At 42.8% G+C, this 16,604-nt stretch carries 17 protein-coding genes, 1 pseudogene and 1 other annotated feature; of the genes and pseudogenes, 16 read left to right on the forward strand and 2 right to left on the reverse strand.

Translation table 11 applies throughout. The features are described from left to right. Positions 1-11: 11 nt before the first annotated feature. Positions 12-93 (forward strand) — a sequence feature (ribosomal protein L21 leader region). Between the two features lie 13 nt (positions 94-106). The 7 genes from rplU to pheA all read left to right on the forward strand — a co-directional run bounded on the left by rplU (position 107) and on the right by pheA (position 4,539). After that, positions 107-415: a 50S ribosomal protein L21 gene (rplU, locus tag ACZ9EE_RS23580; RefSeq protein ID WP_160721963.1), complete on the forward strand. Its 309-nt coding sequence runs from the start codon at positions 107-109 to the stop codon at positions 413-415. Positions 416-430: 15 nt separating this feature from the next. After that, entirely contained in the window at positions 431-775 is a 345-nt protein-coding gene (locus tag ACZ9EE_RS23585) for a ribosomal-processing cysteine protease Prp (RefSeq protein ID WP_476031081.1), read from the forward strand. A 1-nt stretch (position 776) separates the two neighbouring features. Further along, positions 777-1,073, forward strand: coding sequence for a 50S ribosomal protein L27 (rpmA, locus tag ACZ9EE_RS23590; RefSeq protein ID WP_098529850.1), 297 nt, complete (start codon positions 777-779; stop codon positions 1,071-1,073). Positions 1,074-1,265: 192 nt separating this feature from the next. After that, the gene (locus ACZ9EE_RS23595) at positions 1,266-1,811 is read left to right on the forward strand and encodes a Spo0B C-terminal domain-containing protein (RefSeq protein WP_476031082.1); all 546 of its coding nucleotides are present in this window, start codon (positions 1,266-1,268) and stop codon (positions 1,809-1,811) included. Positions 1,812-1,848: 37 nt separating this feature from the next. Further along, complete coding sequence (gene obgE / locus ACZ9EE_RS23600; RefSeq protein ID WP_476031083.1) at positions 1,849-3,138, forward strand: GTPase ObgE; 1,290 nt, start codon at positions 1,849-1,851, stop codon at positions 3,136-3,138. A gap of 28 nt (positions 3,139-3,166) precedes the next feature. Next, a complete protein-coding gene (locus tag ACZ9EE_RS23605) occupies positions 3,167-3,616 on the forward strand; it encodes an ACT domain-containing protein (RefSeq protein WP_476031084.1) in 450 nt (149 codons plus the stop codon). 68 nt (positions 3,617-3,684) lie between these two features. Continuing rightward, a complete protein-coding gene (gene pheA / locus ACZ9EE_RS23610; RefSeq protein ID WP_476031085.1) occupies positions 3,685-4,539 on the forward strand; it encodes a prephenate dehydratase in 855 nt (284 codons plus the stop codon). A 213-nt stretch (positions 4,540-4,752) separates the two neighbouring features. Here pheA and ACZ9EE_RS23615 read toward each other — a convergent pair whose 3' ends face one another. Both ACZ9EE_RS23615 and ACZ9EE_RS23620 read right to left on the reverse strand, forming a co-directional pair. Then, positions 4,753-5,289 (reverse strand): 3H domain-containing protein, encoded by a 537-nt coding sequence (locus ACZ9EE_RS23615; RefSeq protein ID WP_476031086.1) that lies wholly within the window; start codon positions 5,287-5,289, stop codon positions 4,753-4,755. 31 nt (positions 5,290-5,320) lie between these two features. After that, entirely contained in the window at positions 5,321-6,493 is a 1,173-nt protein-coding gene (locus ACZ9EE_RS23620) for an IscS subfamily cysteine desulfurase (protein WP_476031087.1), read from the reverse strand. A gap of 100 nt (positions 6,494-6,593) precedes the next feature. On the opposite strand from ACZ9EE_RS23620, the gene nadB reads away from it, so the two are divergent. The 9 genes and pseudogenes from nadB to ruvB all read left to right on the forward strand — a co-directional run bounded on the left by nadB (position 6,594) and on the right by ruvB (position 16,593). Further along, positions 6,594-8,171: an L-aspartate oxidase gene (gene nadB, locus ACZ9EE_RS23625; RefSeq protein ID WP_476031088.1), complete on the forward strand. Its 1,578-nt coding sequence runs from the start codon at positions 6,594-6,596 to the stop codon at positions 8,169-8,171. Beyond that, on the forward strand, positions 8,140-8,988 hold the full coding sequence (nadC, locus tag ACZ9EE_RS23630; RefSeq protein ID WP_476031089.1) for a carboxylating nicotinate-nucleotide diphosphorylase: 849 nt from the start codon (positions 8,140-8,142) through the stop codon (positions 8,986-8,988). The genes nadB and nadC overlap by 32 nt, the downstream gene beginning before the upstream one ends. 1 nt (position 8,989) lies before the next feature. Next, positions 8,990-10,088: pseudogene (gene nadA, locus ACZ9EE_RS23635) on the forward strand (quinolinate synthase NadA). A gap of 306 nt (positions 10,089-10,394) precedes the next feature. Then, complete coding sequence (safA, locus tag ACZ9EE_RS23640) at positions 10,395-12,320, forward strand: SafA/ExsA family spore coat assembly protein (protein WP_476031090.1); 1,926 nt, start codon at positions 10,395-10,397, stop codon at positions 12,318-12,320. Further along, positions 12,307-13,296, forward strand: a complete 990-nt coding sequence (locus ACZ9EE_RS23645; protein ID WP_476031091.1) for a phosphotransferase — start codon at positions 12,307-12,309, stop codon at positions 13,294-13,296. The genes safA and ACZ9EE_RS23645 overlap by 14 nt, the downstream gene beginning before the upstream one ends. A gap of 87 nt (positions 13,297-13,383) precedes the next feature. Beyond that, complete coding sequence (locus tag ACZ9EE_RS23650; protein WP_476031092.1) at positions 13,384-14,070, forward strand: YhcN/YlaJ family sporulation lipoprotein; 687 nt, start codon at positions 13,384-13,386, stop codon at positions 14,068-14,070. A 124-nt stretch (positions 14,071-14,194) separates the two neighbouring features. Beyond that, a complete protein-coding gene (locus tag ACZ9EE_RS23655) occupies positions 14,195-14,743 on the forward strand; it encodes a BofC C-terminal domain-containing protein (RefSeq protein ID WP_476031093.1) in 549 nt (182 codons plus the stop codon). Positions 14,744-14,969: 226 nt separating this feature from the next. Beyond that, complete coding sequence (gene ruvA / locus ACZ9EE_RS23660; protein WP_476031094.1) at positions 14,970-15,581, forward strand: Holliday junction branch migration protein RuvA; 612 nt, start codon at positions 14,970-14,972, stop codon at positions 15,579-15,581. A gap of 10 nt (positions 15,582-15,591) precedes the next feature. Continuing rightward, on the forward strand, positions 15,592-16,593 hold the full coding sequence (gene ruvB / locus ACZ9EE_RS23665; protein WP_476031095.1) for a Holliday junction branch migration DNA helicase RuvB: 1,002 nt from the start codon (positions 15,592-15,594) through the stop codon (positions 16,591-16,593). Positions 16,594-16,604: the final 11 nt, after the last annotated feature.

Here is a 16,604-nt window from a genome sequence, read left to right on the forward strand (position 1 = left end):
TGTTTGTAGCACCCGTGCTACAACCGCACAGTGCAGGTAGTAAGACTTTTGCATTTGCATAAGCGCCTGTATTTGGCGAGTCTGAGTTTATAAGGAGGTGCAGTTCATGTACGCAATTATCGAAACTGGCGGTAAGCAATTAAAAGTTGAAGAAGGCCAAGCTATCTACATTGAAAAATTAGATGTTGAAGCTGGTGAAACAGTTACTTTTGACAAGGTTCTTTTCGTTGGCGGTGAAACTGTAAAAGTTGGAAGTCCTGTTGTTGCAGGCGCTACTGTTACAGCTAAAGTTGAAAAACAAGGCCGTGCGAAGAAAATCATTGTTTTCAAGTACAAAGCGAAGAAAAACAACCGTAAGAAGCAAGGTCATCGTCAACCTTACACTAAAGTTGTCATCGAAAAAATCAACGCATAAGGTGTTGGAAAATAGATGATTAACATTACGATTTATCGTACTGAGTCCGGAACGATTCAATCATTCGAAATGAGCGGTCATGCTTTGTTCGCAGATCGCGGCAAGGACATTGTTTGTGCAGGCGCGTCAGCCGTATCTGTTGGTGCGATTAATGCGGTTCACGAACTAACCGGTGTCACGCCCGATCTTGAACATCGAGCAGATGGCTTTCTCCGCTGCGTTATACCGGCAGATCTTCCGGAGGACGTTTATGAGAAAGTACAACTCCTTCTCGAGGGGATGGCTGTTTCATTACGATCGATTGAAGAAACGTACGGAGAGCACATTAAAATAACCTTCAAAAAGCAGGAGGTGGAATGAAATGTTATTAAAATTAGATCTTCAATTGTTTGCATCTAAAAAGGGAGTAGGTTCTACAAAGAACGGACGTGACTCTATCGCGAAGCGCCTTGGTGCGAAGCGTGCAGACGGTCAATTTGTAACTGGTGGTTCTATCCTTTACCGTCAACGCGGTACAAAGATTTACCCAGGTGAAAACGTTGGCCGCGGTGGTGATGACACTCTTTTTGCAAAAATCGACGGCGTTGTAAAATTCGAACGTTTAGGTCGTGACCGTAAACAAGTAAGTGTTTATCCAGCAGCTGCTCAAGAAGCGTAAGCTATTCATCAGAAACTCTAACCTGATTGGTTAGAGTTTTCTTTTTGTAATAAAGACCCCACTCATAAAATCTTCTTAGAATGCTCTTTTTGCCTCTAAAAAACTTTTCTTATACAAAAAAGTCTACTCAAGTATGTTTTTTTGATATACTAACAGCAAACAGTGTCAACACTTAAATGTGGGAGTGTACATATGGGGAAAGAATGGGATATCGTGGAAGTGCTGCGGCATTCACGACATGATTGGCTAAATAAGCTGCAGCTAATTAAAGGAAACCTGGACTTAAATCGGATTGACCGGGCAAAACAAGTGATTGATGAAATCGTAATTGAGACCCAGCATGAGACCAAACTATCAAATTTACATATGCCTTTATTTGCAGCGCTGCTTTTAAAATCGAACTGGGAAAATCCTTTTTTTAAGCTCGAATATGAGGTAATGTTTGATCCGGATGCCTCAAAAATTAATGATTTGGCTGTGACGAAGTGGACATATACTTTTTTTGGTAATTTGAATCAAGCCATTGAGCCATTTCAAGAAAATAATCTATCGATTACCATAGAACCGCAATCAGACGGTGTTCGTTTCTTTTTTGATTTTAGCGGGATAATAACTAACAGAGAACTGATTGAGAGCTTCTTATCTGATAAAACCGTTGATTTGTCGATCAAGGAATTTACAGAAACTGAACTCTCGCTCGAGTTATTTATGCCTATGCTGAAAAATAACTCGGTTTAATTTCAATTTATTTAATGTGCAAGACTGGAGGAATTAGATGTTTGTCGATCAAGTCAAGATATATGTAAAAGGCGGAGACGGCGGAAATGGGATGGTTGCCTTTCGCCGTGAAAAATATGTACCAAATGGCGGTCCTGCCGGCGGAGATGGCGGAAAAGGAGCCAATGTGGTTTTTGAGGTTAATGAAGGCTTACGTACCCTAATGGATTTCCGTTATAAGCGTCATTTTAAAGCGGAACGCGGAGAACACGGCATGTCGAAGGGGATGCATGGCAGAGGCGCTCAAGATATGATTGTCAAGGTTCCACCGGGAACGGTAGTCCTCGATGCCGAAACAAACGAGGTTATCGCGGATTTAGTCGAGCATGGCCAACGGGCGGTTATTGCCAAGGGCGGCCGCGGCGGACGAGGAAATACCCGTTTTGCTACTCCGCAAAATCCTGCTCCGGAGATTGCCGAGAATGGTGAACCAGGACAAGAGCGAGATGTTGTGTTGGAATTGAAGCTCCTTGCTGATGCCGGTCTTGTAGGTTTCCCAAGTGTAGGGAAATCGACATTATTATCAGTCGTGTCTTCGGCAAAACCAAAAATTGCTGAATATCACTTCACGACGATCGTTCCTAATCTTGGTATGGTCGAAACAGAAGATGGCCGAAGCTTTGTTATGGCCGACCTGCCGGGGTTGATTGAAGGTGCAAGTGAAGGTGTTGGCCTCGGTCATCAATTTTTGCGGCATATTGAGCGGACAAGGGTGATTGTCCACGTGATTGATATGGCAGCAACAGAAGGCAGAGATCCATTTGAGGATTATTTGACGATTAACAAAGAATTACAAGAATATAACCTTAGATTAACTGAGCGTCCGCAAATCATTGTGGCGAATAAAATGGATATGCCGGATGCCGAGGAAAACTTAAAAATGTTTAAAGAGCAGTTAGAAGAGGATTATCCGATTTTTCCTATTTCAGCCTTAACTCGAAAAGGTCTTAGAGATCTATTATTTGCGATTACCGATAAAATTGAGCAGACACCGGAATTCCCGCTTGAGCATGAAGAAGAGGTAACGGGCGTACATCGTGTATTATATAAACATGAGGCAGATCCGGAAGCCTTTACGATTACAAGAGATCCGGACGGCTCATTTGTTCTCTCGGGTGAGAAGCTCGAACGTTTATTTAAGATGACGGACTTTTCAAGAGAAGAATCGGTCCGCCGTTTTGCCCGCCAGCTGCGCGGTTTTGGGGTCGATGATGCCTTAAGACAAAGAGGGGCAAAAGATGGGGATATTGTCAAGTTGTTAGAGTTCGAATTTGAGTTTATTGAGTAGTTTCTGTACAAGAACGAGGTAGGGTTAAATGGATAATTTTGATAAAAAGTATTACCTGGTCCGTGAGGATGTTTTGCCTGAAGCGATGAAGAAAACGATTGAAGTAAAAGAAATGCTTGATAGGGGCAAAGCAGAATCGATTGCAGATGCTGTTCTTAAAGTGGACCTAAGCAGGAGTGCCTTTTATAAATACAGGGATACGGTTTTTCCTTTTTCGACGATTCAGAAGGAGAAGATCATTTCCCTCTTCTTTCATTTAGAAGACCGCTCAGGCACATTGTCTAACTTGTTAAGTGTTGTTGCTGGATCAGGCTGTAATGTCTTGACCATCCACCAAACGATACCGCTTCAAGGCAGAGCGAATGTAACATTGTCATTAAATACTTCGAACATTATAACAAAGCTAGACGATTTATTAACGGAACTAAGAAAACTTGAATTTGTTGAAAAAGTGGAAGTGCTGGGAACAGGCGCGTAGTGGACAATGTCCGCTATGGCCTGGTCTTTAGCCTTCCTTTTTAAAAATATAGAGGAGTGGGGAAAGTCATGAAGGTTGGTTATTTGGGGCCAAAGGCAACATTTACAGAATTAGCCGTGAGTAAAATTTTTCAAGGATTCGAGTTGGAACCTTATAATACGATTCCAGAAAGTATCGATGCAATCGTGGATCAGAAAGTGGATTTAGCAGTTGTTCCAGTTGAAAACGCTCTTGAAGGTTCAGTCAACATTACACTGGATTATTTAACACATGTAGTCGATATTCCGATTGTCGGAGAAATCACACTGCCGATTAAACAGCATTTAATGGTTCATCCTGATAATAAGGACCATTGGAAGGAAGTTTCCAAAGTATTTAGCCATTCACATGCGATTGCCCAGTGCCATAAGTTTTTACATACCCATTTTAAAGGTGTACCAATTGAGAGTATCTCGTCAACCGCTGCAGCCGCGAAGATGGTCATGGAGCAGCCCGATTTGAATGCGGCCGCGATTGCAAATGAACTCGCTGCAAAAGAATATGGTCTTACCATCGTCCAAAAAGACATTCATGATTTTCATTTTAACCATACGAGCTTTTTTGTTTTATCAGAGCAGGACTTGGATTTTGCCGAAATCAGCGGGTCATCGCATTATAAAACCACCCTTATGGTGACACTGCCTTCTGATCAAGCCGGGGCCCTCCATCAGGTGTTATCAGCGTTTGCCTGGAGAAAATTGAATCTTTCCAAAATTGAATCAAGACCGATGAAAACAGGAATTGGCAATTATTTCTTTATAATTGATCTTGAAATGAAACTTGACGATGTGTTAATTCCTGGAGCGATTGCTGAGCTTGAAGCACTTGGCTGTGGGGTTAAGGTGTTAGGAAGCTATCCATCCGTAATGGTCAATTTAGATTAAAAGAAGAGACCCCTGCTAATTGCAGCGGGTCTCTTATGCTAAGAAATGAATATTGACTTCAAGAATTGTCTAGCTCCAGCTCCCAGCGACTAGTATACTTCGCCCGTCTCCCTGCGATAAGTCAACATCGAATCGCTTCCGCTCTTCGTGTTTCCTTTATCTCAGTCGAAGTGCTCCAGTCTATACGTCGCTAAACGGTCACTTTCGCTTTTCTTATTCTATTATGAATCCTTCTTTTTTCAGGGCTTGTTCTGCTTGATCTAAGACCTGCGGGCTTGAAGCTGAAATCGTATGCAGGTGGAAGCCGCCGGTTAACTCAGATAATAATGATGCCTTCGTGCTTGTAATGTTTTCCATAAATTGCTTAACCTCTTGTCGGTTTGCTACCATTACCGATGCAGTTAGATCACCGTAAACCGAATGTTCGACCTTCACATCTTTAACAAGTACACCATGGTCAACAAGTAAATTTAGTTCTTTCTCTGTGTCTGCCGGCGAATGTTTGCATGCTATCGTTCTTTCAAATGTAGGAGTAGCCAAGCTTGTCGTTAAATAGATATAGCCTTGGCTTGTGGCAATAATAGGTTCATTCTTAGCTTTAAGAAGGGTAATATCCCCAACAATTACTTGTCTGCTTACATTTGTTCTAGCCGCAAGTTCACTGCCTGTGAGCGGTTCAGAGCTGTCTTTAAGCTGCTGGAGAATGAACGACCTTCTTTCCTCTCCCAAAATCTTCTTTTGATCAGCCATAAAGGACCTCCTAATTGTTTTTTCTATCTTTCTATTCTAGCACAGATCGTTTCTTTCTATCACGTGCAGCCATTTTGAATGATTCAACAATCCTGACCACTGTTTCCCCGAGTTTTATGACTTGTTCCTTTGTAGAGGAATGACCAAGCGAGATGCGGATAAATTCTTTTGCTTTGTTACTATCCACCCCTAGTGCCTCTGTAACCTTTGCCGGGGCTTGCATTCCGATTTGGCATGCGCTTCCAGTTGAGATGGCAAATCCTAGCCGATTGCATTCAAGCATCATCCATTGCCCCTCAATACCGAAAATTCGCATCCCAATTATATTGGCTAGCTGCCTATCATCCGCAGCTTGATAAACTTCGACCCATTCTTTTATCGGCTCGAGCGTTTCCATAAACGTATCACGCAACAATTGAAATTTAGTACAGTCCTCCTCAAGTCGTCCAATAATTTTCTCGGCAGCAACAGTCAGCGCGGCGATCGCAGGGAGATTGACTGTCCCGGGCCGAAGCCCACTTTCATGTGAACCTCCCGGGAAAAAGGGATTCCAAGCGATGCTAGGGTTAATATACACCCCGCCGATCCCTTTGGGTCCATAAATTTTGTGTCCGGAAAAAGAAAAACTGCTGACTAAGGGCGTAAGGGTCATTAAATTTATTTTTCCGAAAGACTGAACAAAGTCGCTGTGAAAATGAATTCTGTTTTCTTTGGCTACTTTTGCAATTTCCTCAACTGGCTGGATCGTTCCAATTTCAGAGTTAACATGTTGCACCGTAATTAAAATAGTGTCTGGTCTGATTGAACTCAGGAGAAGATCCATGTCAAGTAATCCATTTGAAGTAAACGGAATGAGTGTCACCTCATATCCATCCTTTATGAGCCGCTTTAAAACACCATGGATTGAGGAATGCTCTGCCATACCGGCAATAATATGGTTGCCGCTTTTTAGCGGAGCTGACAAAAGGGCCTCGATCGCTAAAAAGTTGCCTTCCGACCCACCGCTTGTAAAATATAAGCCTTTTTTATTAATACCAAAAGCATTTGCCAGTTGTTCCCGGCAATTTTCCAGTAATTGTTGAGCTTGACCGCCGATATCATGCAGGCTCTGGGTATTTCCAAAATATTCAGTTGCTACCTTTACATAAGCCTCTGCAGCATCCGCATCTAAAGGAGTTGTCGCAGCAAAATCAAAATATATCATCCTATTTCTCCAATAATCTATTTTTTTTAGTACTTGTTTTTAGTTTAATTCTGTGTAAATATATATGTCAAGACACCTGTTAACGTCAGGAGGGCCATCCATGACAAATAATGATGTAGTAATAATTGGTAGTGGAATAGCAGCCTTACAGCTAGCTGTTCAATTAAGCAATGAATTAAATGTGAGGATAATCACAAAAGGGAAATTAAGAACGGCTAACTCTTATCTTGCCCAAGGAGGAATTGCTGCTGCGATTGGCGAAAATGACCACCCAGCTAAACATATTATTGATACGCTTGAAGCGGGTAGATTTCATAATAACCAAGATTCTGTTCGGGAAATAATTACCGCGGCACCAACCTTGATTCGAAACATGGCCCAGCAGGGAGATGTATTCGATAAGAAGCAAAATGGAGAATTATTTTTAGGGATGGAAGGCGCCCACAGCGAAAAGCGAATTGTCCATGGCGGCGGTGATGCGACCGGGAAAAATGTAATGGAGCATTTAATCAGCAGACTCCCCAAGAATGTCATCGTTGAAGAGGGAGTCTTTGCTTATGAATTATTATTAAACCCGGAAAAAACTCGCTGTATTGGTGTTAAAGCAAAAACATCTGAAGGAACGATACAGCATTTTCTTGGGTCCCATATCATCATAGCTTCCGGAGGCTGCGGGCAATTATTCACTTACACATCAAACGCTGTAACCGTAGGAGGTGACGGCATTGCCATGGCTTATTTAGCAGGGGCAGAAATCGTCGATATGGAATTTATCCAATTTCATCCAACCCTTTTGTATGTCAACGGTGAGACGAAAGGCTTAATTTCTGAAGCTGTTAGAGGCGATGGGGCGATCCTTGTGACCAAAGCTGGAACCCCTATTATGGAAGGGATTCATCCCATGAAGGATCTCGCTCCAAGGCATGTGGTTTCACAAAGAATCTACGAATATCTAAAAAAAGGGGAACAAGTATTTTTAGATATTAGCAGCATTAAAGAATTTAGCAAAAGATTTCCTACAATTACGGCTATTTGCGAAGAAAATGGAATTTGCTTGGCAGAAGGGAAAATCCCTGTTGCTCCAGGCAGCCACTTTTTAATGGGCGGGATTAAAACAGATTTAATCGGACGTTCTTCTATTAAGGGGTTATATGCAATCGGCGAAGCGGCATGTACAGGACTGCATGGTGCTAACCGCTTAGCGAGCAATTCTTTATTAGAGGGGCTTTATCAAGGTGAGCAATTATCTAAGTGGATTAATGGTACCAAAACAAATTCGCAAAGGTTTGATTCTCATGATTTCTTCCCATCGGCCATCACTAATAAGGTGAAATTACCGGATGTTCAGCTGATAAAAGATTCGATGATGGAGCGGGTAGGGATTGTCAGAAATGAAGCAGACTTGAAAAAGCAGCAAGCCTGGCTGGCTCAATTCAACGCCGATAAAATCCAGTTAGATACCTGTTCCGAAGCGGATCTGTCAAAAATCTTTATGGTAATTACAGCGAGCTTGATTACGGAATCGGCCTTACAAAGGACAGAAAGCCGCGGGGGTCACTATCGGAGTGATTATCCGTTAGAAGATGACCAAAAATGGCTGCGAAAAACCATTATTCATAAATACAATCAGGGATTGGAGAAAAACAATGAATTCACTAAAACTGCGCTCGCAACTTGAGAAATTTTTTATTGAAGATATTGGCGAACAGGATTTAACAACCGATCTAATTTTTTCAGATGATACAACAGGGAAAATTGTTTTTCTTTCAAAAGATGAGGGCGTCTTTTGTGGAGAGGAAATTATCAAGACTGGTTTTCATCTGTTAAATCAAGACATTAGCGTCGAGCTGTTTGTGAAGGATGGCCAAACCATCGAGAAGGGACAGGAGCTTGCCCGTGTCTCTGGAAAAATCTCTGATTTATTAAAAGGAGAACGAGTGGTTCTTAATCTGATTCAACGGATGAGTGGAATCGCCACCTTGACACAAAATGCCGTATCCACGCTTGACAGTGGTCATACCAGGGTTTGTGATACACGAAAAACGACTCCAGGCCTAAGAATGCTTGAAAAATATGCGGTTCGCTGCGGAGGCGGCTTTAATCATCGTTTTGGATTATACGATGCGGTTATGATTAAGGACAACCATATTTCTTTTGCTGGCTCGATTTCAAAGGCAGTAGAGGCTGTCCGGGAAAAAGCAGGCCATATGGTAAAAGTTGAGGTTGAGGTAGAAACGGAAGAACAAGTACTGGAAGCAGTCCATGCTGGTGCGGATGTGATCATGTTTGATAACCGAACACCTGATGAAATTAAGGAATTTATCAAACTGGTCCCGGCTGGTATTATTACCGAGGCGTCTGGCGGCATCCAATTATCAAACATCGCTGACTATCGTGATACAGGGGTCGATTATATTTCTCTAGGACTTCTGACCCATTCGTATAAAGCTCTCGATATAAGTGTAAAAGTGTTATGGAATAAAGGAGATGAGTAGAATGAGCTTCTTGGAAACTTTACAAAAGAATGTCATGATCCCTGAAAAATACAAGCAAATGACACGAGAAGAACTTGAAAATCGTGTAATTGAGGTAAAAAAACAGCTTGGCTCACGCCTATTTATTCCAGGCCATCATTATCAAAAAGACGAGGTCATACAGTTTGCCGATGCAACCGGTGATTCTTTAAAATTAGCGCAGTTATCAGCTGATAACAAGGAGGCCGAGTATATCGTTTTTTGTGGTGTACATTTTATGGCCGAGACCGCCGATATTTTAACCAGTGACAATCAAAAGGTATTTCTGCCTGATATGCGTGCCGGCTGTTCAATGGCTGACATGGCCGATATCGTGCAAACCGAACGTGCTTGGGAAGAACTTCAGGGACTGTTTGGTGATACCATTCTTCCGTTAACGTATATCAATTCAACCGCAGCGATTAAGGCATTCGTGGGTGAAAATGGCGGCGCCACTGTTACCTCCTCTAATGCCGAAACCATGGTTAAAATGGGCCCTGGGAATTAAAGAGCGGATTTTATTTTTGCCTGATCAGCACCTAGGACGGAATACGGCAGCAGATTTAGGGATTGGCTTAGATGAGATGGCAATTTGGAATCCAATCACTAATTCGCTTGAATATGAGGGCGATGTTTCAAAAATAAGAGTGATTTTATGGAAAGGGCATTGCTCTGTCCATGAAAACTTTACTGTTCAAAACGTGGCCGATACACGTATTCAATATCCTGATATGAAAATTATTGTTCATCCGGAATGCCGCAGGGAAGTCGTCGAATTAGCGGATATGGCCGGCTCGACAAGTTATATTATCAATGCAATAGAAAAGGCAGAGTCTGGTTCTGCTTGGGCAATTGGAACGGAGATGAATTTAGTAAACCGCATTATCAACGATCATCCGGATAAACAGATTATCTCATTAAATCCGCATATGTGTCCTTGCTTGACCATGAACAGAATTGACTTGCCGCATCTAGTTTGGAGCCTTGATACACTCGATGATACAAACAATATCATAAAAGTTGGTCCGGAAACTGCCGAAAAAGCAAAACTAGCGCTAGAACGGATGTTGAAAAATTCATAAGACGCGAAAAAGGATGCAATTTACCTGATTGCATCTTTTTTTTCATATATATGAAAGGCTTTTTTTACCATTAGTTGATTTGTCAGCGATTTTTTCTACTATATCACCGGAAATAAGCAACATATCGGCGAAAAATAGCAGATATCAGCGGAAATTTCATTTTATCAGCGCAACGAATCTCTCCCTAATCTTTAGAGACTTATTCATAAAATGGGAAAAGGAAGCATAGATTTTTTTGAAGAATGTTAGCACTTTGCCCATCTTCACATAGACTATATGGACTTATGCCATAGGAGGGAAATCAGAGTGAAGATCCATATCGTACAGAAAGGGGATACTCTTTGGAAGATCGCCAAGAAGTACGGCGTGAATTTTGAAGAGCTGAAAAAGATGAATTCACAGCTCAGCAACCCTGATATGATTATGCCCGGTATGAAAATAAAAGTTCCAACAACAGGTGGATCCATAAAAAAAGAAGCGCCGATGGGAACGAAACCGGATACGTCAATCAACTTAGGAGTTAAAAAGGAAGTGCCGATTGCTGAGCATCCGTTTGCCAAAGAGAAACCCGTTCCACTGCCAATCAAAGAAGCACCAATTGTAAAAGAAAAACCAATTGTGAAGGAACAGCCAATCGTAAAGGAAAAACCGATTGTAAAGGAACAGCCGATTGTAAAAGAAAAACCGATTGTGAAAGAACAACCAATTATAAAAGAACAGCCAATTATTAAAGAAGCACCGAAAGCACCTTATACTCCAAAAATGCCTCTGCAAATCATCCCAGAAATTGATATAAACAATTATTATACGACCAACATGACTAACATGACCGTTCAACCACAGCTTCCTCCTAAACCTGCCAATATACTTCCTGAGGTCAAAGAAGAACCTAAAAAAGAAATTCCAATTCCTCCTCCGGCACCTGTTCAAGAGATGCCGGTTGAAATACCGCCGCCGCAAGACTATTGTGTGCCAATTACACCTGTAATGCCAGGACCAGGTTTTTGCCCTCCATTTGGAGGGATGCCGATGATGCCGCCTGTTATGCCTTATCCGGCGGTCCAAGGAGCAGAGTATGTGCCGCACCCTGGAATGGTTCATGGGATCCCTGGAGTTAATCCAGCTATGGCCGGTACGTCCGTAATGCCGGGGCAATTTTTCCATGATGAGTCATCATCGTTCATGCCGCAAATGCCTGGTGTAAATCCGGCCTATCATCCTGGTGCCGGAATGGGAACCCAAATGCCAATGATGGACCCTGCAGCATTTGGTCAATCACCAATGGGCTATGGAGGGGCACCTGCCGGTCCAACCCAAATGCCAATGGGCTATGGAGGAGCACCTGCGGGACCAACTCAAATGCCAGCTGAATACGGAGGAATGCCTGCAGGAGCAGCTCAAATGCCGACAGGTTACGGAGAGGTCCCAGGCGGATACGGACAAAACCCAATGGGTTACGGAGAGGTCCCAGGCGGATACGGACAAAACCCAATGGGTTACGGAGAGGCCCCAGGCGGATACGGACAAAATCCAATGGGTTACGGAGAGGTCCCAGGCGGATACGGACAAAATCCAATGGGTTACGGAGAGGCCCCAGGCGGTTACGGACAAAATCCAATGGGTTCCGGTGGAATGCCAGCTGGATATGGTCAAACCCCAATGGGCTACGGCGGAATGCCAGCCGGGTATGGTCAGATGCCAATGGGCTATGAGGGAATGCCTGGAGGAACAGCCGGCCCAATGACAGGGGCACAAGGTTTTACAGCTCCATATCAAGGAGGGATGCCGCAATCCTCTCCAGGAGTGCCTGGCACCATGTATGGGAACCCTGGAATGGTTAATCCTTACGGAACGGGAACAGCACCGTATGGGTATCCCCAAATGGGCGGACCTGGGCCTCAGGTAATGGGAATGGGAATGCATGACTTTGAATCTTCCGATCTTCATCCACCTGGAGGAGTAGGGCAAATGCCTTATCTGCCGACAGCTCCCGCACAAGGGCCGCCGGTAGGAGCCGGAGGTGACTGTGGCTGTGGTGGAGGAATGCAGCCTGCTGGAATGGTCCCACAAAGCCCACCAGCCAGCTTTGTACCGCCAACACCGCCAATCTACAGTGCACCATATACAGGACCAATGAATGTTGCCCACCCGCCTTATATGAACCCATACGGTGTGGGTCCAGCTGGAACAAATCCTTACGGTATGCCAGGTTACCGTGATGAGAGCAATTAATAAACCCGGTAAACAAAAGGGAGACGATGATTACTTGAATCGTCTCCTCTCTTATTTTCAATCACAGTTTTATGAAAAAATTATTCAGCTGGTGATGGTCCGAAAGTCTGTTTTCTTATTAAGAACTAAAAATAATACCTATATTTTAAAGGGATATCATTCCAATAACAAACTTAAACTTCAAGAAGCCTTTACCGCCACGCTAAGAACAGAAGGATTTTTGAAAACATACCAATACCTATCCGATCCGTTCAAAGGACAGCTCTTTTTTGAGGGAACCTATTACGGCTGCATCGAATACATTCCTCCACATAAAACGGCCTTTTCTTATTCTAACCAGCGAAACCGCCAAGAAGGTCTTGATCTGCTGAAACAATTTCACCAAACGACCGCTTCCGTTGAAAGTCGATACCGGACGTTGCTTTCTAGGAGTGATTTAATTGCCAAATGGACAGAAAGGCTCCGAGTTTTTTCAGGCAATCTTTCTTTTATAAAATACTTTTTAGATGATTACATGATTTCTGAACTGATAATATGGGCCAATTGGTCACTGGCGGGGATGATAAAACACCGCCGCTTTTTTCAAAAAGAACCGGTTGTCATTCTCCATGGTGATGTGGCCCATCACAATTTCCTGCGTCACCAGAACGGACAGTTAAATCTAATTGACTTTGACTTAATTAGTATCGGCCCGCCCTCGTTTGATTATTTACAGTATGCCAATCGAATTCTTCCCAATCTAGATTGGTCATTGGGAAAACTGGGAAGTTTAAAGCCAATAGGAAAATATTTAGATGAAGAAGCGTTTTTGTATGCCCTGGCCTTTCCAGCGGATATTTTTCGAGAATGGAATCGGCTGATTCGGGAAAAAGCCTATACCGACCAAGAAAGAATAAGGATGGTCATGGACTTAACTGTCGATCAATTTCATCTAAGGAAAAAGTTTTTTAGGCAATTACAGGAAAAAGTGAAATGATTTTATCAGAATGAATTACAACAGAAGATAACACCCTATAAATGAGCAGAATTCTATGCTCAGAATGTAATTTAGGGGGTTTATCGCTTGAACAAAAGACAGTGGATGATTCCTCTTTCCTTCTCTTTATTAGTAGGTGTAACAGGGTGTGCAAATGATAATAATCGTACGGGGAATGGTAATAACTTAGCTCGGCCGATTGGTTATTATTCGAATGAAAATCACGCCAATAATGATTATGGAATACTGCGGGATAATGATGGTGCTGTGACAGAAATTATGGACCATAATCTTGGCGTGGAAGATCAAGCCATCAATGAAAAAAACAGCAGGCAGATGCAAACTAGAGACGAAAACGGGAATCCCCCAAATCCAACAGTCCCTAGAGCCAAAACAGACCGGAACTTCTTACAGCGGGATAACCGTTTTAGCACGAGTGATTTGAACTATCACGGTCACTTGAGTGCTAAAAACGGTAACAACGGAGTGGTCACGAATCCGGAGTTCCAAGATCGTTTTACAGCGAAAATAAGAAACAAAGTGGAAAATATCGATAATGTTAGAAATGTAAGGTCTGTTGCTTATGGCAATACTGTCATTGTTTCCGTTTCATTACATGACAATGATCGGGCAGCAGAAACCAAGCGAGCCATTCAGAAAGCGGTTCAGCCTTACGCAAAAGGAAGAACCGTCCAGGTTATTACGGACGAGGGCACAATGGGCCGCGACCGTAATATTCATAACGACTCCCAGCGGAATAAGGGTGGCCGCTAATCCATTCAAACAAGAGGCAAAGCTTTCGGGCTTGCCTCTTTATTTATGTCGGATAAAAAGGGAAATAAAGGCTAAACTAGTACTGTAAACTATGCACAATTATTAAGATTAAGAGGTGAGTGACATGAGGGTCATTTGGATAGCAATGTACCGGTACACATTAGCCGTATTTGCTGTTATTCTCTTCATGTTTATCGGTAACGTTCCTGGGCTAATCCCAACAAGCTCGGCTGCCCCACAAGATAACCAAATCCCGAAGACAGAGCCGCAAAACTTGACGGTTATCTTAGAACGAGTCTATCTTGACGGGGAAGTGAGTCAGGAATTAATTCACGAGGCATGTTGGAAGATGGAGAATTTTTGGGCTAAATATGACCAATGGCAGCTTACCGACATCAACGAGTCAACATATGTATTCCGGAAACAAGTTGACGATATCTCGCCATTATTAAAAGCAAATGGCTTTTTCGGTGTGACAGATGATGGTGTTTTGACCATTTTTAATGGCCGGCCGGGACAATCACACATTATCCAATCATTCTTTCAAATAGATATCAAGAAACTTGAAAGCAAGAAACAAGAGGAATTAATTCAAGGCATCCCCATTAAATCGAAGGACCATTATGTGGAGGTCCTGGAGACATTCGAACCGTATTCCGTGAAAAAACAGTAGCCCTTATTATAAATTCAGACTGATTGAATCAAATCAGCCTGTTTTTTTATGTTAATCGATGCTCTGGTTAGTATTCATTTTTAGGAGATGGGTTGACAAACTGAATTATTAGACTTTTTAACAAGATACGAATTTCTTCAATATCCGTTTGGACTTATGTTAAAATGAAAGACAGCTAATTTTTCAAGAGAAAAACCATTAAGGTTTAATTGGGGAGAGAATACGTTTGTATGAATTTATTAAAGGGATGGTAGAATTTGTCGGCCCGGAATACATTGTCATCGAAAATAATGGGATTGGCTACCAAATCTCCACCCCTAATCCGTTTATTTTCGCTGCTAAAATGGAAACAATGGTAACCATTTATACCTATCATTATGTCCGCGAAGATGTCATCGCCTTATACGGATTTGAAACAAGAGAGGAAAAAAGACTTTTTACCAAACTATTAAATGTTTCGGGGATTGGCCCTAAGGGCGCGCTGGCCATTTTGGCTTCAGGCGAAGTCCAGCAGGTGGTAAATGCAATTGAAAATGAAGATGAAAGCTTTCTTGTTAAATTCCCTGGAGTTGGTAAAAAAACAGCCCGTCAAATGATTCTTGATTTAAAAGGGAAATTACAAGATATTGTACCAGATTACTTTCCTAACCTATTCAATGCTGATCAATTCCCGCTTCCACAGCAAGCAGCCAATTCGGCTTTTGAAGAAGCTGTCCTTGCCTTAAAAGCCCTTGGCTATTCCGATAAAGAAATTAAAAAAATCTCCTCTGAATTACAAAAAGAGCAGCTTTCAACCGATCAATATATTAAAAAAGCCCTCCAGCGGCTTTTAAAATAGGTGATAATTCATGGAAGAGCGGATCATATCAAGTGAAGTGAATGAAAGCGAGATTAGTCTTGAACAAAGCCTGCGGCCGCAAACTCTACAGCAATACATCGGGCAAACGCAGGTAAAAGAAAATCTTGAGATATTTATAAAAGCGGCAAAGCTGCGGAAGGAGACGCTTGATCATGTTCTCCTTTATGGCCCTCCAGGATTAGGCAAGACCACACTTGCGGTCATTATTGCCAATGAAATGGGGGTAAATATCCGGACAACCTCAGGGCCTGCTATTGAACGTCCCGGTGATCTAGCGGCAATTCTAACCTCTCTTGAGCCCGGAGACGTGTTATTTATCGATGAAATTCACCGATTGCCACGGACGATTGAAGAAGTACTTTATCCTGCAATGGAGGATTTTTGTCTGGATATTGTCATTGGAAAAGGGCCAAGTGCAAGGTCGGTCCGGCTTGACCTGCCGCCGTTCACGCTAGTCGGTGCGACTACCCGGGCTGGTTCCTTATCGGCTCCCCTACGCGATCGATTTGGAGTTTTGTGCAGGCTCGAGTATTATAAGGAAGATCAGTTAAAAAATATTGTTGTCAGAACCGCGGATTTATTTGAAACGGAAATTGATGGCCCATCTGCAGTAGAAATTGCCAGGAGGGCGAGGGGAACCCCAAGAATTGCCAATCGACTCCTCCGCCGGGTAAGGGATTTTGCACAAGTAAAGGGGAATGGTACAATTGACCTAACCCTTGCAAGAGACGCTTTGGAGTTACTACAGGTTGACCGGCTAGGGCTTGACCATATTGATCACAAGCTCTTAAAAGGAATTATTGAAAAATTCCGTGGTGGTCCGGTCGGTCTTGATACCATTGCAGCCTCGATTGGGGAAGAGGCTGAAACAATTGAAGATGTTTACGAGCCGTATTTGTTACAAATTGGCTTCCTGCAGCGTACTCCTCGCGGCAGGGTCGTAACAGGAGCGGTTTATCACCATTTTGGCATGGAAGTGCCAATGGATTAAACTTATTTATA

It is taken from the genome of Bacillus sp. URHA0034 (genome assembly GCF_056280405.1).

Bases quoted from the DNA above. Each gene is read 5' to 3' on its own strand.
- obgE (WP_476031083.1), top strand. From the start codon at position 1,849: ATGTTTGTCGATCAAGTCAAGATATATGTAAAAGGCGGAGACGGCGGA.
- nadC (WP_476031089.1), top strand. From the start codon at position 8,140: ATGAATTCACTAAAACTGCGCTCGCAACTTGAGAAATTTTTTATTGAA.
- ACZ9EE_RS23620 (WP_476031087.1), bottom strand. From the start codon at position 6,493: ATGATATATTTTGATTTTGCTGCGACAACTCCTTTAGATGCGGATGCT.
- ACZ9EE_RS23605 (WP_476031084.1), top strand. From the start codon at position 3,167: ATGGATAATTTTGATAAAAAGTATTACCTGGTCCGTGAGGATGTTTTG.
- ruvB (WP_476031095.1), top strand. From the start codon at position 15,592: ATGGAAGAGCGGATCATATCAAGTGAAGTGAATGAAAGCGAGATTAGT.
- ACZ9EE_RS23615 (WP_476031086.1), bottom strand. From the start codon at position 5,289: ATGGCTGATCAAAAGAAGATTTTGGGAGAGGAAAGAAGGTCGTTCATT.
- ACZ9EE_RS23645 (WP_476031091.1), top strand. From the start codon at position 12,307: ATGAGAGCAATTAATAAACCCGGTAAACAAAAGGGAGACGATGATTAC.
- pheA (WP_476031085.1), top strand. From the start codon at position 3,685: ATGAAGGTTGGTTATTTGGGGCCAAAGGCAACATTTACAGAATTAGCC.
- ACZ9EE_RS23585 (WP_476031081.1), top strand. From the start codon at position 431: ATGATTAACATTACGATTTATCGTACTGAGTCCGGAACGATTCAATCA.
- ACZ9EE_RS23655 (WP_476031093.1), top strand. From the start codon at position 14,195: ATGAGGGTCATTTGGATAGCAATGTACCGGTACACATTAGCCGTATTT.
- nadB (WP_476031088.1), top strand. From the start codon at position 6,594: ATGACAAATAATGATGTAGTAATAATTGGTAGTGGAATAGCAGCCTTA.
- rpmA (WP_098529850.1), top strand. From the start codon at position 777: ATGTTATTAAAATTAGATCTTCAATTGTTTGCATCTAAAAAGGGAGTA.
- ACZ9EE_RS23595 (WP_476031082.1), top strand. From the start codon at position 1,266: ATGGGGAAAGAATGGGATATCGTGGAAGTGCTGCGGCATTCACGACAT.
- rplU (WP_160721963.1), top strand. From the start codon at position 107: ATGTACGCAATTATCGAAACTGGCGGTAAGCAATTAAAAGTTGAAGAA.